This is a genomic window from Antarctobacter heliothermus (genome assembly GCF_002237555.1).
Taxonomy (GTDB): domain Bacteria; phylum Pseudomonadota; class Alphaproteobacteria; order Rhodobacterales; family Rhodobacteraceae; genus Antarctobacter; species Antarctobacter heliothermus_B.
Genome location: NZ_CP022540.1, coordinates 2,997,234 through 3,013,967, shown reverse-complemented (window position 1 = coordinate 3,013,967; position 16,734 = coordinate 2,997,234). Strand labels below are relative to the sequence as shown.

Sequence of the window (16,734 nt, the reverse complement as noted above, 5' to 3'; positions counted from 1 at the left end):
TGCGTGAAGGTTTCCTAACAGATTATTCAGGCGACCGTGCGCAATGCCTCGCTCGCGGTTTCCATGGTGCCGTTGGAATAGACCACGCAGCCATCGCCAAGGGTCAGCGCCACGCGGTCACGGTCATCCACGATGACCAGATCTGCCCGCTTGCCGGGCGCAATCGCACCCCTGTCGGCAAGGCCAAGCGCCTTGGCCGGATTCACTGTGGCAAGACGCGCAGCGCCTGCAAGACCGTTGGCGTCGACCTCGGCCAGGCGGCGGATCGCGGGTAGAATCGCCGCCGGGTGATAATCGGCAGCCAAGATCGACAACAGACCTTCGGCATGCGCCTGCCGCGCGGATAGATTGCCGGAATAGCTTTGTCCGCGCATGGCATTCGGAGCGCCCATGGCAGTCATCATTCCCGTGGCGATAGCGGCCTGCGCGGCTTCATGTGTGACCGGGAATTCCGCAATCACCGCCCCCAAATCGGCCATCAACTGTGCCTTTTCGACGGTGTCGTCGTCATGGCTGGCCAGCGCGACGCCGTGTTCTCGGCACAGCCGCGCCACGGTGCGCATGTTGGCAAGTAGCACCTCTTGGGGTCGGTCCCGGTCGGCAATGGATTGCGCCACGATCTGTCGTGCCTCGGGGACCGAGATGCCGTTCTGCGCGGCCTTGTTCCGGATGTGGATTTCAAGGTTGCGATACTGTCCCTGCCCCGGTGTGTGGTCCATCAGCGACACAAGGTCGACCTGACCATCCTCAAGCAATTGCGCCAGTACGCCGACCGCATTGTCAAAGGTGATATCAAATCGCGCATGGATACGGTGATCCACCCGGCATCCCTGCCGCGCGCCATGCAACGCCCGGATCACCTGCGACGTATGCTCATAGGACCGCCTCTCGCCCTGCGCCGCCGAGCGAGAGAACGAGACCGAGGCATAGGCCGTCGTCACACCGCTGGCCGCCAGTCGGGCGTCCAATGCGTTCAACGCCACGTCCATTGGGAAATCCACCCGGGCGCGCGGTTCCAGCTCTTGTTCGATCATGTCGCCATGCATGTCGATGAAACCGGCAAAGATCGTGTGGCCGCGACCGTCGATGCCGCCGGACACTGAGCCGTCGATAATTTCGGTGATCCGGCCATTCTCGATCCGCAGCGATCCGCGTTGCACCGTGTCAGGCAGGACGAGGGTAAAATCAGACAGCCACATCGTCTCGGATCTCCTTTTGGGGGGCGTCGGGGGTCAAGTCGATCTCGCGGTCGATCAGGGTCGCCACGTCGCCGGGATGGTGGAATACCCCGACCATCGCCGTGCCGTGACGTTTCAGTTCGGCCAGCCGGTCGATCAGGGCCGCGCGAGCCGAAGCATCCAGAGAGGCCGTCGGCTCATCCAGCAGCAGCAGCCGTTGTGGCAGGATCAGCGCGCGGGCCAAATTGACCTTTTGCTGTTCACCGCCGGAAAACGTGGTGGGATAAGCGGGCCAGAGGGCAGGTTTGACGCCAAAGGCCGCCAGCCAGTGCCGGGCCCGTTCCAGCGCGTCCCCGGCGTCGTGTCCGGCAAGGCGCAGTGGCTCGGCCACCAGCGCCTCGGCGCTGACACGCGGGCGCGCGGTCAGGAACTGAGTGACAAAGCCGATCTCGGTCCGGCGCAAATGGGTCACATCCACATCCGCAGCGCGGGCCAGATCGATCACCCCGTGTGAGGAATGGAACAGGATTTCGCCCTTGGCCGCCAAATAGCTGCGGTACAGCGTCCGCAGCAGCGTGGATTTGCCTGCCCCGTTGCGCCCCTTGAGCAGCAGGAATTCGCCCGCATCCAACGTCAGGGAAATGTCGGAAAAGGCCGCCATATGCGTGCCAAGGTGGTGCATGTCAAAGCCTTTGGACAGGCCGCGTACGTCAAGAATCCGGGTCATAGCTTTGCGTGCACCAATTGTTGTGTGTAAGCGTGTTGCGGGTCTTGAAAGACTTGATCGGCAAGGCCGGCCTCGACCACTTCGCCGCGTCGCATCACCATGACGCGGTCGGCCAGCGTTCGGATTACGCCGAGGTCGTGGCTGACGATGACCATGGTGATCTGGCGGTCCTGTTGCAGCCGTTTCAACGTGTCCAGCACCAAAGCCTGAACGCTGACGTCCAGCCCGGTGGTCGGCTCGTCCAGCAGCAACAGCGCCGGTTCCAGCGCAATTGCCTTGGCCAGCTGCACCCGCTGCTGCATGCCGCCGGACAGATCGATGGGCGGGGCGTCCATCCGTTCCAGAGGGAACTCTGATGCGTCCAGTGCGCCGCGCGCCTTGTCACGCAGGACGTTGAACCGCCGTTCGCCCGCAACCAGCAACCGCTCGGCCACGTTGCCCGACGAGGAATGCTGCATCAGCAGGCCAAGATGCGGGTTCTGGTAAACGATCCCGATCCGGGTCGCACACAGCATCCTCCGCGCATAGCGGTCAAGGTCGAACAGGTTGCCCTGCACGTCCGGCAGGTCCAGCGTATAGCTGCCCGTATCCGGCGTTTCCTCTAGGTTGAGGCAGCGCAAAAAAGTGGATTTGCCCGAACCGCTTTCGCCGACGATACCCAGCACCTCGCCCGGAAAAACGGTGGCGGACACATTGCGCATGGCCTGCACAGACCCATAGTTCAGCGACAGGCCCTGCGCGGTCAGCAGCGGACGGGTCTTGACCAGACGGGGGGCGTCCATGGTTTTCATGTCATTTCTCCGTTGCTGTACCAGGTTGTTCCGATCTGCACCGGATCGCCTTCGCCACGGCGGATTACCTTGACGCCCAGGTCGCTGTCCGAAACTTCGTGCAGCGAAGAACCGTCAGCCTGCGGAATCTCGTTCATGAAATAGCCGCGCGCGCCAGATCTGTGGCAGGTCAAGCCCGCGTGATCCTCGACCCGGTAGGCCACATCGTCAAAGGTCAACGGCTCGACCCGGGTAAAGGGCGGCACCGCGTGCAGCCGCTTTTCGCGGCCCGCCGACAGCAGCGTCAGGTGCTGCGCCATGTGCAGCTTTGGCACATCCCAGCGCGGAATCGGTGAGGGCGTCATGACGTGGCGGCCATTGACCATCGACGGATAGGACGCGCCCTGCATCACCCGCCCTGCCCGCACGATCTGCTCATATAGTTGCAGCCACATCCGCCCGTAATCGGCGTCGGCATGCATCTGGCGAGCAATGGACATGTTGGGTTGCACAGACCTCAGCGGCTCGGGGTTGGGAACCTGCAACACCAGCACCTGATCGGCGCGCAGCCGTTCCTCTGGGATGCGGTGGCGCGATTGGATCAGGTCCGCCTCTAGCGTGTCGGTGGTCACGGGCGCGCCTGAAACGCGCGCCAGAAACTTGCGGATCGAGGCGGCATTGACGCTGTCATCTGCGCCTTGGTCGATGACCTTGATCCGGGTCCGGGGATTCACCAGCGTGCAGGACACCTGCAGCCCGCCAGTGCCCCAGCCGCGCGCCATGGGCACCTCTCGGCTGGCATAGGGCATCTGGCAGCCGGGCACGGCAATTGCCTTCAGCATCTTGCGGCGGATTTCGCGCTTGGCGGACCCGTCGAGAAAACCGTAGGCCATCGGCTCCCAGTCGCGTGTCAGGGATTTGAGGGTCATTCGGCAGGCTCCGGTTGCTTGTCCTTTGCTGCGGCCGTGCTGCGCGCGTCGCGCATGGCGTCCAGCGAGGATTGGAATGTGACGTAGTGGGGCAGTTTGAAATGAATGCAAAAGCCTGAGCTTTCGACGCCTTCGGTGTGATAGAGAAAGAACTCTTCTTCCGTCGCCGCCCCTTTGGGCGCGCCCTTGGCGTTCAGGTCCAGCGTGGCGGCGGCGATCACCTTGACCTCGTTCCAGCCCAGCGTTGCCGAAAAGCCTAGCCCCAATTCGCGGCCCTGCTTAGACACCACCTCTGCCTGCGAAACCTTGACCCGCCCGGCGCTGAACTGCGTGCCGCGCGGGTGTTTCACCACAATTTCGGCCTCGGCCAGTCGCAGTTCGTTGACGGTCGGATGGGCCTGCCCATAGCCGCGCTGCGCCGCATAGCCCAGCGCCAGCACGCCGCCGGTTTCCGCCCGCGCCAGCGATTGCAGGGTATGAGCACGCTTGGCGGGAAACAGCAGCGGTTCGCGTGTGACATCGGGAATGGCATTGCCAAGGGTCTGGTCCGCCTCGGGAGCAGTCAGCAGGCCGTTCGCCGCCTGCCACGCCGCGACCGATGGCTGCTGCGCCGGTGCGGGAGTGTCGGCCGGGGTCACGGCGGCGGGCACATGCGTATCGCCCTCCAGCACCTCGGTGGCCAGAATACGGTGGGCATAGTCCAGCGTCGGTCCCAGCAGTTGCCCTCCGGGAATATCCTTGAAAGCGGCAGAGATACGGCGGTGGGTGAACAGGGTCTCTTGCGTCACCGGCTCGGCCACCGCCAGACGCGGTTGCGTCGTGCGCCATGCACGCAATAACAGGATTGCCTCATAGCTTTCGCCGCCGGTCTGGGCCAGCGCCAGCGCAGCCAGATCTTCATCGTACAGCGAAGCTTCGCCCATCACGCGATCAATCAGATAGGGCAAAGCGCGGCGCACCTCGGCTACGCGCTCGGGCGTGATCGGGCCCATTTCCTCTTTGAACAACCGCTGCGATTGCTCAATTGCGCGTTCTCCGCCACGGGTCGCGACATAGGCCATCACAGCACCTCCACAACGGTCGACCGGGGCACGCCAAGGATGCGCGCGCCGTCGACCAGAAAAATCTCGAACCCCATGGGATAGCGCATCACCTGCGCCCGCGTCCGCCAAAAGCCGTCTGGCAGACCAGCGACACGGATGTCGATCGAACCGTCGACCCCCGGACCGGTCAGACGAAGATCCTGCCCGATGCCCAGCGTCGCATTCAGTACTACAGTTGCACCCTCCTCGGGGTGCAGGTCCGACCCTTGGCGCAGTCTCGGCAACAGGTCCGGCGTGACAGGGTTTTCGAGAAACAGGTACTCTGCTGCGTCCTTTGAGACCGGTGCGGCGCCACTGCGCGCGGCATGCTGTGTGCGTTCGGGCGTATCGCAATAGATTGCGCATTCACGGTCGATCAGCGCATCGACAATCTGCGCCTGCCCCGTATCGTGCAGGTCGCGCGACATTCCTGGCCGCGACAATGCCCACATCAACGCATCAAAGGTCGCGTTGCAGCGGCTTTCAAATTCTGAGGGAACGGGTGCAGCCAGCATCAGAACGTCTCCATATCAACGCGAGTGGCCTCAACCCGGCGCAGGGTTTCGTGATCGTCATCGGCCTGCGTAGTCGCTTCTGCTGCCACGAAATCGGCACAGACATCGCGATGCAGCCCCATCGCCGCGCAAAGGTCGACGATGGCCATGGCCATTGCGGCCTCAAGATCGCGGCCTCGGCGCATCCCATATCCTTCGCACCCGGCGGCCGTGATATGCGCTTCGCTGACCAGCACTTCGCCAAGGTGAAAATGAGTTCCCTGTGCGGTGTCGCGCATCGGCAGCATCACGAGCCCGGTCCGGTTCTCGCGCACTTCGATATCGCCAAGATCGGCGATCAGTGGCTCTACAAAGGTTTTCAGCCGCGTGGCATCAGCCCGCGCCAGAACGCTCAGCATATGCTCGTGGTTATGGTCCGGCGCTGTGCCGATGCATTGGGTCATCAATCGTCCTCGTCGAGATTAAAGCTGAATTTCACCCTTGCCGCAGACCAGATCACCTCACTGTGGGCGATGGGCGTGCCGTCCAGAAGCGTGTCCACCGCGCGCACCACCAAAACCGGCATATCGGCGTGCTGATGCAGCTGACGGGGCTCCTCACCGCGGGCGGGGCGGGCATGGATCTGGGTTTGACCGCGCAGATAGTCCGTGATGCCATAAGATTCGTAGACGGCGGTGGTCGACCCCATGGCGCGGCGGCGGATCGCAAACTCCGAAAACCGCGCGGCGTCGTGATAGATCAAACCGATATTCACCGGCACCCCGTCCGCCATGGACCGGCGGCGCGTGGCCACGACTTCTGCCCCCTCAGCCACCCCCAACAGGCGGGCAACGCGCGGTGAAGCGGGGACCAGGTCATATCCAAGCGTTTCGCCCGAGACATCGATCCCTTTAGGGTCAAGGTTACGGCTCAGGCGCGTGCGTCGTCCAATGGCATAGTCGATCATCGGGCGGGCCTGCACAAAGGTGCCACGCCCCTGCTCAACGCTGAGGTATCCGGCCTTGGCCAGTTCCGTCACCGCGCGGCGCACCGTATGGCGCCCTGCATTATAGAGCTGTATCAACTCCGGTTCGGTGGGCAGTTTGGCCCCCGGCTCCATCACGCCGTCCATTATGTCCTGCTCGATCAGTGCGCGGATTTCGCGCCAGCGGTCTCTGTTCATGTGTCAATCATCCGAATGAATTTTCGCTACAGCGCCATTATGACAAGTCGGTGAACATGGCGTTGCGTCCGCATGACAATTTCAGACCCACCTCAACCTCGCCAGAGCGCGGCAGGCGGATCACATCAGGTTTCACAAAGTCTTCATGTGTCCGTCGCGACCATATTACAAAAATGTTGATTCATCCGGATGAATTTTCATCGGAGGCTGACATGAAAATCAAATCTGTTGTTCTAGGGTTCGGCATCGCCACCCTGACCGCGTTCGGCGCTGCTGCCGAAACTTGGAAACTCGCTGTCACTGACGTCGAAGGCATGGAGCGCCTGCAGACGGAGTGGGGCCCCTTCAAGGCGGCGTTGGAAACCGCGACCGGCGATACCTTTGAGTTCTACCCGGTCAACTCCCGCACCGCCGCCGCCGAAGCGCTGCGCGGCAAAACGGTCGATTTCGTGGTATCCGGCCCGGCCGAATATATCGTCATAAACAAGCTGACCCAAGCCACACCACTGATTGGTCTTGGCCGTCCGGACTACCACTGCGCGATCATCGTGCGCGCCGACAGTGGCATTAACGTGCCGGCGGATCTGGTAGGCAAGAAAGTGGCCTTTGGCGACATCGGCTCGACCTCGAACATGCTTTGCCCGATGCAGGTGCTGGCCGATCACGGCGTCGATCCGGTGAACGACATCGAGAAAACCCACACATCGCGCAATATCGCGCATGAGGCGCTGAAAAATGGCGATGTGGATGCCATCGGGTCGAACGCGGGATCGTGGCTGAACGTCCGCAACAACGAGACCGACCTGCCCTATGGGTTCTTCAAAATGATCGCGCGCTCGGGCGACCTGCCCAACGACATGATCATGGTAGGCGCGCATGTCCCGGTCGAAGCTGCCGAAGCAGTGCGTGATGCAATCCTTGAGAACAAGGAACAGATCATCGCGGGCATCACCGTGCATGAAGAAAACGACAAATACGTCGGCATGGATCTCGTTGCCATCAACGACGACGCCTATGCTTATGTGCGTTCGATGTATTCCAACGCGGGCTACCCGCAATTCGACACGTTCCTCGGTGAGTGATCTTGCCCTGATAAAGCGGCCCACAAGGGTCGAACAGGCCGGGGCGCAGCAGCGCGCCCCGGTTCCTGCCGTCGACATCGAGGTCCGGGCCGTGTCCAAACAGTTTGGCGACACACCGGTATTCTCCGACATCTCCTTTCGTCTGGCACGAGGTGAGGCCACGGCGCTGGTAGGCGCGAACGGGGCCGGAAAATCCACGCTACTGCGCTGCCTGATGGGGTTGATCCCGGTGACAGCGGGTACAGTGCGCTTGTTGGACCAAGAGGCGACCTCTGCCAGACCCGCCGATCTGCGCGCCTTGCGGGCGCGCGTGGGGTTGGTGTCGCAGAAACACAATCTGGTGCCGCGCCTGTCGGTGCTGTCCAACGTGCTGCACGGTCTGCTGGGCCAACAGCCGGGAGTTCGACACTGGTGTCACGGTTTTGCGCCACAGGCCTCACGCCAGCAGGCGATGCGGGCGCTGGAAAAGGTCGGACTGACAGAGTTCGCGATGCGCCGGGCCGAACGCCTGTCCGGTGGTCAGTCCCAGCGCGTGGCAATCGCCCGCGCCATCGTTTCTGCGCCCGAGGTGCTGTTTGCCGATGAACCCTGCGCGTCACTGGATCCTTCTGCGGGTGAGGACGTCATGGAGTTGTTCTTTGATCTCGCGCGGCAGGACGGCGTCACAGTTGTCTTTACCTCGCATAATATCGACCACGCGCTGCGTTATGGCGACCGGGTGCTGGGACTGGCTCAGGGGCGGATGAAGCTTGATGCCACCGCCGCCAGCCTGAATGCCGATGACCTCAGGGGGCTATATGACTGACTCTGCCGTTCCGTCCCGTTTCGAACGCCCCTCGGCGATCAGCTTTCTTGGCTACGCCGCCGGGGTTGTCCTGATCCTGTGGTGTCTCGCAGGCGCCGGGTTTTCCGTCGAAAAGGTGATCACCGCGCCGCCGCGCTTTGCCGATTTCTTGTCACGTGCCTTTCCTCCGAACCTGTCGCCGGACGTGCTGGCCCGGTTGGGGTGGAAAATGGTCGAGACGATGCAGATCGCCGTGGGCGGTGCGGTTCTGGGGGTGATCCTGTCACTGCCCGTGGCGCTCTTGGCGGCGCGCGGGTTGATTGCCGGCAATTGGGTCAACCAACTCGTGCGCGTTGTCCTCAGTTTTATCCGGGCCGTGCCGGACATCGCTTGGGCATTGGTCTTTGTCGTCGCTGTGGGGCTTGGCCCATTTGCCGGGATGCTTGCCATTGTGGTGGATACCGTGGGCTTTTGCGGCCGCTTCTTTGCCGACGACATGGAGGCCGCCGACAAAGGCGCGGCGGAAAGCCTGACTGCGACAGGGGCCCGCAAGATCGACGTGGTGGCCTGCGCCACCATCCCCGGGGCCATGCCGGCCTTTGTCTCGACCGGGCTTTTCGCCTTGGAAAAGGCCGTCCGGTCGTCGACCATCCTTGGACTTGTGGGCGCGGGCGGCATTGGTATCGAACTCAAGGTCGGGTTCGACCTCTTTGACTATCCGACAGCCGTGACGGTGATCCTGATGATCGCCGTGGTGGTGATCGGGATCGAGCAACTATCGGGTTATGCCCGGTCGAAAATCATCGGAGAACAGCGATGAAGACAGATACCGCCGACGCCCACTGGAACGCCGAATGGTCGGGGATCGCGGCAGACAGCAAGTGGCTGACACCCGAAGCGGATGTGTTGGCATGGGCCAGCGGACTGACACCCGGCGCGCGCATTCTTGACCTTGGCGCGGGTGTCGGTCGGCACGCGCTCTGGCTGGCCTCGCAGGGGTTTGACGTGGTGGCGCTGGACGCCGCGCCCGAAGGGCTGTCCGCGATAGACAATGCGGGCGGGGTCGAGACTGTGCTGGCCCGCATGGACGCCTTACCCTTTGAGGACAGCGCCTTTGACCATGTGCTTTCATGGAACGTGATCTACCACGGTGACGAAGACATCCTGCTGCGCACCATCGCGGAAATCCGGCGTGTCCTAAAACCCGGCGGAACCTATCTGGGCACGATGCTGTCAATACGCCGTCTGCCGCACGAGCAGGCGAAATACACAGGTCGCGAGATTGGCCGCAATGCCTGGGTCTTTGACGCCCCCGGCACCGACAAGATCCACCCGCACTACTTTTGCTCTGCCGCTGAACTGCTGGCGCTGTTCTCGGGGTTCGAATGTTTGCGGCTCGAAGACCGAGAGCATGAAAAGCCGGGCTCGTGGCACTGGCATCTGATTCTTGAACGACTGGGAGCACGCCCATGATCCAGACATTCCATGGCGCGACGGTCTATCTGCCGTCAGAGATCGCCAAGACCAACGTGACCATCGCGGACGGCAAGATTGCAGAGATCGGCGGGCCGGTTCAGGGCACCCGGATCGACGCCAGCGGCATGATCCTCGCGCCTGCACTGATTGACGTGCATGGCGATGCGTTCGAACGCCAGTTGATGCCGCGCCCGGGGGTCTATTTCCCGCAGGACGCCGCATTGATCGACACCGACCGCCAACTGGCGGCCAACGGTATCGCAACCGCCTATCACGCCATCACCTTAGGGTGGGAGCCGGGGTTGCGGGACGTGACCCGTGGCCGTGATCTGATCCGCGCTTTGACCGCTCTTGCGCCTCGTCTGACAGTTGAAAACCGGGTACAACTGCGGTGGGAGACATTTGCCTTCGAAGCGATCGAGGTGATTGAAGAGGCGCTGCGGGCACCGCTGCTGCCATCGCTCGCCTTTAACGATCACACGTCGATGACGATGCGTGCCTATGATGTGCCGATACAGGGCCGCGGCTTTGAACTGTCACCAGATTTCTCGATCGCAGCGCTGGACGATGAACGCATGAAAAAGCGCACCGCCTCAAAGGCGAGTCGCGCAGGCCTGTCCGTGGAAGACTATATCGCCCTCTTGGCCCAAGTCTGGGACCGCCGTGGCGATGTTCCCACCACCATCACGACCGTCGCACGGATGGCGCGGGATGCCGGTGCGCCGATGCTAAGCCATGACGACACCACCCCCGAAACACGGGCGTGGTTCCGCAACATCGGCGCCACGGTCGCCGAATTCCCCATGGTGTTAGAGGCGGCGCAGGCTGCACGAAACGCCGGCGATGCCATCATCTTTGGGGCGCCGAATGCGGCCCGAGGGGGCAGTCACATCGGCTCGCTCGGAGCAGGCGACATGGTCGAGGCGGGATTGTGCGACGCGCTGGCATCCGACTATTTCTACCCCGCGATGCTGGCGGCCGTAGCGCAATTGGACGTCGAAAGACGCGCAGACCGGCTACTATTATGGTCGCTGGTCTCTGCCGGTCCCGCGCGGGCCATGGGACTGCGCGATCGCGGTCAGATCGAGGTCGGAAAACGCGCCGATCTGGTGCTGGTAGAGTGGCCCGACGGCCAGACCCCCGCGATCACTGGAACATGGATCTCCGGGCGCATGGCCTATCGCGGACAGTCGGCGGGCCATATGCGTATCGACAAGAAAGACGAGGTGTTCGCATGACTCCGCTAAGGATCGGCGCCTGCTTGCAAGCGTCCGAAATCGCCCCGCATCGCGACTGGCTATTCGACGCAGAGCGCGACGTCGAGATTCAGGACTTTATGTCCCATGCGGCGTTGACCTCCGAGTTTGAGGAGCGGATCGCAGCCGCAGTCAAGGCACTGGACGGGCATAGCGGTCGGCGTGGCATTCATGGCCCGTTCGAGGGTCTGGACATCGACAACAAGGATGCCGAGTTGCGCCCGCTTATCACCAAACGGTTCCTCAAGGCGCTGGAGGCCGCAGACCGCATCGGCGCACGGCAGATGGTTCTGCATTCGCCTTATACGCTGTGGTATCAGAACAACCTGCTGGCGTCGCCGCACTATGCGGAAAAGAAGCTGACGCGCATCCACGAAATCATGGCCCCGGTGGTCCGTTCTGCCGAGACCCACGGTATCACACTGGTGATCGAGAACATCCATGACGTGGACCCGGCCACGCGGCGAAAAATGGTCGAAAGCTTTGGCTCGGACGCCATTGCCCTGTCTATCGACACCGGACACGCCCAGCTTGCGCGACGCATGACTGGCGCTCCGCCGGTGGACTATTTTGTCCGGGACGCGGGTGACCGTTTGGCACATGTGCATCTGCAAGATCTGGACGGCTTTGCAGATCGCCACTGGCCCCCCGGCGAGGGCGAAATCGAATGGGCAGCTGTGTTTGCGGCCTTGTCCGACTGCAATGCGACCCCCCATCTGGTTCTGGAACTGCAAGACCCGGAGAAGATCCCGCAGGGCTTTGGCCATCTTCAAGCGCTTGGGTTGGCCTGCTGACAACCTTGGCATTGCGTACCGGTTGCCTTCTCAAGATAGGCGGTCCCATTTCGTCGCGACGGCGGTGTCGGCAATGCCAAGGACTGCGCTCAGCTTTTCCTTCAAAGTTTCGGAGCGAAAATCTAAGGCATAGCGTATCTCATGAGTGGGAAAGGCGGGAATGCAATCTGGGTGAAGCAGAGGGCAAGCTATTCTCAGACGGAACCTTTCCCGTCTTTTGCTTAGCGCAACGGTGCGTGGCTGACTGACTGCTCCGCTACACCCAGCCTCCTGACACCCGAACGCAGGTTGATTGCAGCCCGGACGCATATTGCTGGGAAATAGGCCGGCGGCACTGGCACTAGGCACCAAGTGCAAGCCGGGCGGCGAGTTCGCGAGATGGAGCCATCAGGAAATGCATCGCGCCAACCAATCAACGCTCGCTTCTTTCGAGACCCGGATTCGTTGACCTTGCTCTGCATTCCGACCGCCCTGAACGTGCCAAGCACCAGAGGGCGAAAGATGGATGAAAGGGGAATGCCACCGCGATCAGCAGAAATTTCCCTACGCATACAGAAACTTACCAAAGTTTCATGGTGCCCAAGGTGGGATTCGAACCCACACACCCGTTAGGGCGGGGGATTTTGAATCCCCTGCGTCTACCGTTCCGCCACTTGGGCACGGACCACGTCTTTAGCGGCCTGCATTTGTCTGGACAAGGGCGATTTGCAACACAAATGACAAAACCCGCCATCGCGGCATCCGCACAATGAGGTGCCTAACTCATGCGCAATGTCTCAACCTGCGTCACGGGTGCGACGGTCAATCGCTGGCGCCCCCGCACCCGATTTGCTAACCGGGGGCAAATCACGGACGCGGCCTTGCGCGTCACAAGGTCAGGAAACCCTGTCATGACGACCTCTTCTGCCGCAAGCACTCTGGCCATATCGGACCGCCTCGACAGTCTGGTCGCGGAGGCACCCGGCGACTCTGTGTCGCTCGACTGGATCCTGTCGCAGTTGCATGAGCGGGCCTTTGGTCTCTTTCTGCTGATCCTCGCCCTGCCCTGCTGCATTCCATTTCTTTACGGAATTCCGCAAATCGTCTCATTGCCGTTGATGTTCGTGTCCGTGCAAATCCTGCTGGGCCGACGGATGCCATGGCTGCCGCGCAAACTGGGCGCGCGCACGGTCTCGACGTCTGGGTTGGCCAGTCTGTCCCGCCGCGCTGGACCCTGGCTGCGCCGAATCGAGGCCGTCAGCCGCCCCAGACTGGGCGCGCTGACACGCCGCCCCATCGACCGGCTTGTCGGGCTGGGCCTTGTGGTGTTCAGCGCCTCGATCATGGTGCCGCTGCCCGGGACGAACACGGTGCCCGGCTTTGCGGTTGTGGTTGTGGCCATGGGGCTGTTGCAGCGCGATGGCATACTGGTTCTCGTTGGCGCGGTTCTGGGGACGACCTGGATCGCCACGCTCATTTTTGCCGGTGCAACGCTGGCCAGCCTGATCAAGACATGGCTCGGCCTCTGAGCCCACCGAATATGCCCCCAAGGGCCGCGATGACTTGAACCGCGCGCCGTCCTGCGCCACATGCCAAGTGGCCAAGTCATCATGAGGATACCATGACCCGCCGCACCTACACCCTTCTTGCGCTGGCCGGTTCCGCCGGGCTCTTGCTGGGCGCGCTGTACTTTCAGTATTTTCGCGGATTGCTGCCCTGCCAAATGTGTTACTGGCAACGCTACGGCCATTTCGCCGCATTGGGGTTTGGTGCCGTCGCGCTGGTGATCCCGTCGCGCATCCTGCTGGGTCTGGGCGCACTTTCGGCGCTGTCCAGTTCCCTGGTCGGGATCTTTCACAGCGGCGTGGAACGCAAGTGGTGGGACGGACTGCAAAGCTGCACCGCGCCGTCGATCGAGACGCTGACCCCGCAAGAGGCACTGGACGCGATCATGAACGCGCCAATGGTGCCATGCGACCAGATCCCGTGGGAGCTGTTCGGCCTGTCGATGGCCAATTACAACGTCTTCGCCTCAGCCGCGATTGCGGGATTGTTTGTGCTGGCAGCCAAGGCGCGCTAAAGCGCCCGGCGTGACATGGCTTGCGCGCTCTGGCATGACTGGGCGCACCCATCTGCAACAAAGGCCCGCGCCCCATGACCAACCGGCTTGCCATCATCCTTGGGCTTATTCTTGTCGGCGCGGTGGTCGCGGACATGTCCCTGACCGATGGCGCGAACCTGCTGTTCCTTGGGCGCAAAGTCTTTGTCCTGATCGACTGGCTGGCCTTTTGGCGCTAGTCTGACGCCAGTCGTCCGGCTTGACTTTTTCGTGCGCGGATGATTGTTAGCGGTAACGAAGCCTATTTTACCCGTATCCGCCCCACGACACAAAAGGGACCCTCCCAATGACCGTCAAAGTCGCCATCAATGGCTTCGGCCGCATCGGACGCAATGTCCTGCGCGCCATAATCGAGTCCGGCCGCACCGACATCGAAGTGATCGCCATCAACGATCTAGGCCCGGTCGAAACCAATGCCCACCTGCTGCAATACGATAGCGTGCATGGGCGGTTTCCGGTCGAGGTGACGCATGGCGACGACAGCATCGACGTGGGCCGTGGCCCGATCCGCGTGACCGCCATCCGCAACCCCGCCGACCTGCCGTGGTCGGACGTGGACGTGGTGCTGGAATGTACCGGCATCTTCACCTCGAAAGAGGCGTGTCAGGCGCATCTGGACAACGGCGCCAGCCGTGTTCTGATCTCTGCCCCCGGCAAGGACGCGGACAAGACCATTGTTTACGGTGTCAACGACAGCGTGCTGACTGCAGAGGATCTGATCGTCTCCAACGCATCGTGCACCACCAACTGTCTGGCCCCGGTGGTTAAGGTGCTCAACGACGAAATCGGCATCGTCAAAGGCTTCATGACCACGATCCACAGCTATACCGGCGACCAGCCGACGCTGGACACCATGCACAAGGATCTGTATCGCGCCCGCGCCGCAGCCCTGTCGATGATCCCCACCTCTACCGGCGCGGCCAAGGCTGTCGGTCTGGTGCTGCCGGAACTGAACGGCAAACTGGACGGCGTTGCGATCCGCGTGCCCACGCCGAACGTCTCGGTCGTGGACCTGACGTTTGAGGCGGCCCGTGACACGACGGTCGAAGAAATCAACGCCGTGATCCGCGCCGCCGCCGATGGCCCGCTCAAGGGCGTGCTGGGCTATACCGATAAAAAGCTAGTCTCGGTCGACTTCAACCATGACCCGCATTCGTCGATCTTTCACACCGACCAGACCAAGGTGATGGAGGGCACGATGTGCCGCATCCTGACATGGTATGACAATGAATGGGGCTTTTCCAACCGCATGGGCGACACCGCAGTCGCAATGGGTAAACTGATCTGACATCGCTCTGCGCGGTGACTGTCAAAGGCCGCCTTCGGGCGGCCTTTTTGCATGGATGGGACGCGGTCGCACCAACACACCCGTTAACTTTCCCTAAGGGAAGACCTGCAAAAAACGCAAGGCGACTATCTGTTTCCGGCAATTGTGCTGCACTGCAGCATGTCTATGTTTGCGATAACACAAACGCAAACAGGAACCTATGACATGACACTCTTCACCGACATCCGCGACCGCATGAACAAGCACGCCAAATTCCGCGCCACTGTCCGCGAACTGGAATCGCTCGACGCAGCAGTCGCCCGCGATCTTGACATTGCCCCGACAGAAATCCGTCGCATCGCGCGTCAGGCTGTCTACGGCTGAGACCGCTGCGCGACTCGCGACAAGGCGCTGCTCCTGAAAAATCAGGGCGGCGCCTCGCTCTGTACCGCTGGCTGATCACCGAATACATCCAGACCCGCCACCACGTCACCCGTGGCACCTACCCTGCGGCAAACGTGGCGCTGCAATTCATCTGCAAGACCTGACCGCGCCGTGGACAGGACCGAAAGCCGACACAATGACCGTTCGGATCAGGTTTTCAGACGTTGTTTCAGCGCGGTATTCACGGCCGGAGAGACGAATTTCGACACGTCCCCGCCCAACCGCGCGATTTCCTTGACCAGCTTGGAGGCAATGGCCTGATGCCGCGCCTCTGCCATCAGGAACACCGTCTCGACGCTGTCATCCAGCGCGCGGTTCATGCCAACCATCTGGTATTCATACTCGAAATCCGCCACGGCGCGCAGGCCGCGAATGATGATCTGCGCGCCAACGTCATTGGCGCAATCGATCAGCAGGTTTTCGAACGGATGGACGACAATTTCCGTGCCCGTCTGCTCTGACAATTCGCAGCACTCGGCCTCGATCATGGCCACACGCTCTTCGAGACGGAACAATGGCCCCTTGTCGCGGTTGATGGCCACGCCAATCACCAGCCGATCCACAAGGGACGCGCCTCGGCGGATAATGTCGGTATGCCCCAGCGTCAGGGGGTCAAAAGTTCCGGGGTAAAGACCGACGCGCATCGCAGCTTCCCTTCTGGTTTGCCTTTGAGACGCAACAATATTGCGCCGCGAAATGCAACCAAGATCCGCCGCGTTGCGGCAAATCCGGTTACCAGGGGTTTGAAATCATGCCTTCCAGCGCGTCCTTTTCGGCGGACAGTTCTGTCAGGCGCGCCTTGACCACGTCCCCCAGCGTCACCAACCCGACCATCTTGCCATCTTCGACCACGGGCATGTGGCGGAACCGGCCTTCGGTCATTCTGGCAAGGATGCCGTCGGCGGAATCCTCGCGCGCGCAGGTAAAGGGGTCCGACGTCATGTATGTGTCCACCGACGCATCAAGACAGGCCGCGCCCTTGGCCGCCAGTTCGCGCACGATGTCGCGTTCCGACAGGATGCCCAAGGCAACCTCACCGTCTTCAGAGACAACAACCGTCCCGATGCGTTTCTCTGTGAGGATTCTCGCGGCTTCTGAAACCGTGGTTCCCGGCGTGACGGTATATACCCCGTCGGTGCCCTTACTCTTGAGGATCTGGTGAACCTGCAT

21 protein-coding genes and 1 tRNA gene are annotated in these 16,734 nt (G+C 61.9%); 11 read left to right on the top strand and 11 right to left on the bottom strand.

Annotated features, from left to right (window positions below):
- Window positions 1-26 precede the first annotated feature (26 nt).
- The 8 genes from ANTHELSMS3_RS14380 to phnF are packed head-to-tail and all read right to left on the bottom strand — an operon-like array spanning window position 27 to window position 6,363.
- Window positions 27-1,199 carry an alpha-D-ribose 1-methylphosphonate 5-triphosphate diphosphatase gene (locus ANTHELSMS3_RS14380; RefSeq protein ID WP_094035469.1) on the bottom strand — a complete coding sequence of 391 codons (1,173 nt, stop codon included), beginning with the start codon at window positions 1,197-1,199 and terminating at the stop codon, window positions 27-29.
- Window positions 1,186-1,905: a phosphonate C-P lyase system protein PhnL gene (locus ANTHELSMS3_RS14375; protein WP_094035468.1), complete on the bottom strand. Its 720-nt coding sequence runs from the start codon at window positions 1,903-1,905 to the stop codon at window positions 1,186-1,188. Before ANTHELSMS3_RS14375 ends, ANTHELSMS3_RS14380 begins: the two co-directional genes overlap by 14 nt.
- A complete protein-coding gene (locus ANTHELSMS3_RS14370; RefSeq protein WP_094035467.1) occupies window positions 1,902-2,696 on the bottom strand; it encodes an ATP-binding cassette domain-containing protein in 795 nt (264 codons plus the stop codon). Before ANTHELSMS3_RS14370 ends, ANTHELSMS3_RS14375 begins: the two co-directional genes overlap by 4 nt.
- Window positions 2,693-3,604, bottom strand: a complete 912-nt coding sequence (locus tag ANTHELSMS3_RS14365; protein WP_094035466.1) for an alpha-D-ribose 1-methylphosphonate 5-phosphate C-P-lyase PhnJ — start codon at window positions 3,602-3,604, stop codon at window positions 2,693-2,695. The genes ANTHELSMS3_RS14370 and ANTHELSMS3_RS14365 overlap by 4 nt, the downstream gene beginning before the upstream one ends.
- The gene (locus ANTHELSMS3_RS14360) at window positions 3,601-4,665 is read right to left on the bottom strand and encodes a carbon-phosphorus lyase complex subunit PhnI (protein ID WP_094035465.1); all 1,065 of its coding nucleotides are present in this window, start codon (window positions 4,663-4,665) and stop codon (window positions 3,601-3,603) included. The genes ANTHELSMS3_RS14365 and ANTHELSMS3_RS14360 overlap by 4 nt, the downstream gene beginning before the upstream one ends.
- Entirely contained in the window at window positions 4,665-5,201 is a 537-nt protein-coding gene (phnH, locus tag ANTHELSMS3_RS14355) for a phosphonate C-P lyase system protein PhnH (RefSeq protein ID WP_094035464.1), read from the bottom strand. The genes ANTHELSMS3_RS14360 and phnH overlap by 1 nt, the downstream gene beginning before the upstream one ends.
- Entirely contained in the window at window positions 5,201-5,644 is a 444-nt protein-coding gene (locus ANTHELSMS3_RS14350) for a phosphonate C-P lyase system protein PhnG (RefSeq protein ID WP_094035463.1), read from the bottom strand. Before ANTHELSMS3_RS14350 ends, phnH begins: the two co-directional genes overlap by 1 nt.
- Window positions 5,644-6,363, bottom strand: coding sequence for a phosphonate metabolism transcriptional regulator PhnF (phnF, locus tag ANTHELSMS3_RS14345; protein WP_094035462.1), 720 nt, complete (start codon window positions 6,361-6,363; stop codon window positions 5,644-5,646). The genes ANTHELSMS3_RS14350 and phnF overlap by 1 nt, the downstream gene beginning before the upstream one ends.
- Window positions 6,364-6,575: 212 nt before the next feature.
- Here phnF and ANTHELSMS3_RS14340 point away from each other — a divergent pair, with 212 nt between their 5' ends.
- From ANTHELSMS3_RS14340 to ANTHELSMS3_RS14315, 6 genes are read left to right on the top strand one after another with little or no spacing between them, the layout of a single operon-like run.
- Entirely contained in the window at window positions 6,576-7,445 is an 870-nt protein-coding gene (locus ANTHELSMS3_RS14340) for a PhnD/SsuA/transferrin family substrate-binding protein (protein WP_094037141.1), read from the top strand.
- Window positions 7,438-8,250 carry a phosphonate ABC transporter ATP-binding protein gene (locus ANTHELSMS3_RS14335; protein WP_254694745.1) on the top strand — a complete coding sequence of 271 codons (813 nt, stop codon included), beginning with the start codon at window positions 7,438-7,440 and terminating at the stop codon, window positions 8,248-8,250. The genes ANTHELSMS3_RS14340 and ANTHELSMS3_RS14335 overlap by 8 nt, the downstream gene beginning before the upstream one ends.
- The gene (phnE, locus tag ANTHELSMS3_RS14330) at window positions 8,243-9,049 is read left to right on the top strand and encodes a phosphonate ABC transporter, permease protein PhnE (RefSeq protein ID WP_094035460.1); all 807 of its coding nucleotides are present in this window, start codon (window positions 8,243-8,245) and stop codon (window positions 9,047-9,049) included. Before ANTHELSMS3_RS14335 ends, phnE begins: the two co-directional genes overlap by 8 nt.
- Window positions 9,046-9,702, top strand: coding sequence for a class I SAM-dependent methyltransferase (locus tag ANTHELSMS3_RS14325; RefSeq protein ID WP_094035459.1), 657 nt, complete (start codon window positions 9,046-9,048; stop codon window positions 9,700-9,702). Before phnE ends, ANTHELSMS3_RS14325 begins: the two co-directional genes overlap by 4 nt.
- Complete coding sequence (locus ANTHELSMS3_RS14320) at window positions 9,699-10,943, top strand: alpha-D-ribose 1-methylphosphonate 5-triphosphate diphosphatase (RefSeq protein WP_094035458.1); 1,245 nt, start codon at window positions 9,699-9,701, stop codon at window positions 10,941-10,943. Before ANTHELSMS3_RS14325 ends, ANTHELSMS3_RS14320 begins: the two co-directional genes overlap by 4 nt.
- The gene (locus ANTHELSMS3_RS14315) at window positions 10,940-11,755 is read left to right on the top strand and encodes a sugar phosphate isomerase/epimerase family protein (RefSeq protein ID WP_094035457.1); all 816 of its coding nucleotides are present in this window, start codon (window positions 10,940-10,942) and stop codon (window positions 11,753-11,755) included. The genes ANTHELSMS3_RS14320 and ANTHELSMS3_RS14315 overlap by 4 nt, the downstream gene beginning before the upstream one ends.
- Before the next feature lie 573 nt (window positions 11,756-12,328).
- On the opposite strand, the gene ANTHELSMS3_RS14310 is transcribed toward ANTHELSMS3_RS14315, so the two are convergent.
- Window positions 12,329-12,414 (bottom strand) — tRNA-Leu (locus ANTHELSMS3_RS14310).
- Between the two features lie 231 nt (window positions 12,415-12,645).
- On the opposite strand from ANTHELSMS3_RS14310, the gene ANTHELSMS3_RS14305 reads away from it, so the two are divergent.
- The 5 genes from ANTHELSMS3_RS14305 to ANTHELSMS3_RS25820 all read left to right on the top strand — a co-directional run bounded on the left by ANTHELSMS3_RS14305 (window position 12,646) and on the right by ANTHELSMS3_RS25820 (window position 15,504).
- Entirely contained in the window at window positions 12,646-13,263 is a 618-nt protein-coding gene (locus ANTHELSMS3_RS14305) for an exopolysaccharide biosynthesis protein (RefSeq protein WP_094035456.1), read from the top strand.
- A gap of 92 nt (window positions 13,264-13,355) precedes the next feature.
- On the top strand, window positions 13,356-13,814 hold the full coding sequence (locus tag ANTHELSMS3_RS14300) for a disulfide bond formation protein B (RefSeq protein ID WP_094035455.1): 459 nt from the start codon (window positions 13,356-13,358) through the stop codon (window positions 13,812-13,814).
- Between the two features lie 74 nt (window positions 13,815-13,888).
- Window positions 13,889-14,032 carry a glyceraldehyde-3-phosphate dehydrogenase gene (locus ANTHELSMS3_RS14295; protein WP_089275813.1) on the top strand — a complete coding sequence of 48 codons (144 nt, stop codon included), beginning with the start codon at window positions 13,889-13,891 and terminating at the stop codon, window positions 14,030-14,032.
- Window positions 14,033-14,139: 107 nt separating this feature from the next.
- The gene (gene gap / locus ANTHELSMS3_RS14290) at window positions 14,140-15,141 is read left to right on the top strand and encodes a type I glyceraldehyde-3-phosphate dehydrogenase (protein ID WP_094035454.1); all 1,002 of its coding nucleotides are present in this window, start codon (window positions 14,140-14,142) and stop codon (window positions 15,139-15,141) included.
- Window positions 15,142-15,345: 204 nt separating this feature from the next.
- Complete coding sequence (locus ANTHELSMS3_RS25820; RefSeq protein ID WP_198319816.1) at window positions 15,346-15,504, top strand: hypothetical protein; 159 nt, start codon at window positions 15,346-15,348, stop codon at window positions 15,502-15,504.
- 209 nt (window positions 15,505-15,713) lie between these two features.
- Here ANTHELSMS3_RS25820 and coaD read toward each other — a convergent pair whose 3' ends face one another.
- Both coaD and ANTHELSMS3_RS14275 read right to left on the bottom strand, forming a co-directional pair.
- The gene (gene coaD, locus ANTHELSMS3_RS14280) at window positions 15,714-16,208 is read right to left on the bottom strand and encodes a pantetheine-phosphate adenylyltransferase (RefSeq protein WP_094035452.1); all 495 of its coding nucleotides are present in this window, start codon (window positions 16,206-16,208) and stop codon (window positions 15,714-15,716) included.
- 88 nt (window positions 16,209-16,296) lie between these two features.
- Window positions 16,297-16,734, bottom strand: coding sequence for a CBS domain-containing protein (locus ANTHELSMS3_RS14275; RefSeq protein ID WP_094037140.1), 438 nt, complete (start codon window positions 16,732-16,734; stop codon window positions 16,297-16,299).

What these genes read in the sequence shown, in the direction of transcription:
- ANTHELSMS3_RS14380 (WP_094035469.1), bottom strand. Translation starts at nt 1,199, where the DNA reads ATGTGGCTGTCTGATTTTACCCTCGTCCTGCCTGACACGGTGCAACGC.
- ANTHELSMS3_RS14375 (WP_094035468.1), bottom strand. Translation starts at nt 1,905, where the DNA reads ATGACCCGGATTCTTGACGTACGCGGCCTGTCCAAAGGCTTTGACATG.
- ANTHELSMS3_RS14370 (WP_094035467.1), bottom strand. Translation starts at nt 2,696, where the DNA reads ATGAAAACCATGGACGCCCCCCGTCTGGTCAAGACCCGTCCGCTGCTG.
- ANTHELSMS3_RS14365 (WP_094035466.1), bottom strand. Translation starts at nt 3,604, where the DNA reads ATGACCCTCAAATCCCTGACACGCGACTGGGAGCCGATGGCCTACGGT.
- ANTHELSMS3_RS14360 (WP_094035465.1), bottom strand. Translation starts at nt 4,665, where the DNA reads ATGGCCTATGTCGCGACCCGTGGCGGAGAACGCGCAATTGAGCAATCG.
- phnH (WP_094035464.1), bottom strand. Translation starts at nt 5,201, where the DNA reads ATGCTGGCTGCACCCGTTCCCTCAGAATTTGAAAGCCGCTGCAACGCG.
- ANTHELSMS3_RS14350 (WP_094035463.1), bottom strand. Translation starts at nt 5,644, where the DNA reads ATGACCCAATGCATCGGCACAGCGCCGGACCATAACCACGAGCATATG.
- phnF (WP_094035462.1), bottom strand. Translation starts at nt 6,363, where the DNA reads ATGAACAGAGACCGCTGGCGCGAAATCCGCGCACTGATCGAGCAGGAC.
- ANTHELSMS3_RS14340 (WP_094037141.1), top strand. Translation starts at nt 6,576, where the DNA reads ATGAAAATCAAATCTGTTGTTCTAGGGTTCGGCATCGCCACCCTGACC.
- phnE (WP_094035460.1), top strand. Translation starts at nt 8,243, where the DNA reads ATGACTGACTCTGCCGTTCCGTCCCGTTTCGAACGCCCCTCGGCGATC.
- ANTHELSMS3_RS14325 (WP_094035459.1), top strand. Translation starts at nt 9,046, where the DNA reads ATGAAGACAGATACCGCCGACGCCCACTGGAACGCCGAATGGTCGGGG.
- ANTHELSMS3_RS14320 (WP_094035458.1), top strand. Translation starts at nt 9,699, where the DNA reads ATGATCCAGACATTCCATGGCGCGACGGTCTATCTGCCGTCAGAGATC.
- ANTHELSMS3_RS14315 (WP_094035457.1), top strand. Translation starts at nt 10,940, where the DNA reads ATGACTCCGCTAAGGATCGGCGCCTGCTTGCAAGCGTCCGAAATCGCC.
- ANTHELSMS3_RS14305 (WP_094035456.1), top strand. Translation starts at nt 12,646, where the DNA reads ATGACGACCTCTTCTGCCGCAAGCACTCTGGCCATATCGGACCGCCTC.
- ANTHELSMS3_RS14300 (WP_094035455.1), top strand. Translation starts at nt 13,356, where the DNA reads ATGACCCGCCGCACCTACACCCTTCTTGCGCTGGCCGGTTCCGCCGGG.
- ANTHELSMS3_RS14295 (WP_089275813.1), top strand. Translation starts at nt 13,889, where the DNA reads ATGACCAACCGGCTTGCCATCATCCTTGGGCTTATTCTTGTCGGCGCG.
- gap (WP_094035454.1), top strand. Translation starts at nt 14,140, where the DNA reads ATGACCGTCAAAGTCGCCATCAATGGCTTCGGCCGCATCGGACGCAAT.
- ANTHELSMS3_RS25820 (WP_198319816.1), top strand. Translation starts at nt 15,346, where the DNA reads ATGACACTCTTCACCGACATCCGCGACCGCATGAACAAGCACGCCAAA.
- coaD (WP_094035452.1), bottom strand. Translation starts at nt 16,208, where the DNA reads ATGCGCGTCGGTCTTTACCCCGGAACTTTTGACCCCCTGACGCTGGGG.
- ANTHELSMS3_RS14275 (WP_094037140.1), bottom strand. Translation starts at nt 16,734, where the DNA reads ATGCAGGTTCACCAGATCCTCAAGAGTAAGGGCACCGACGGGGTATAT.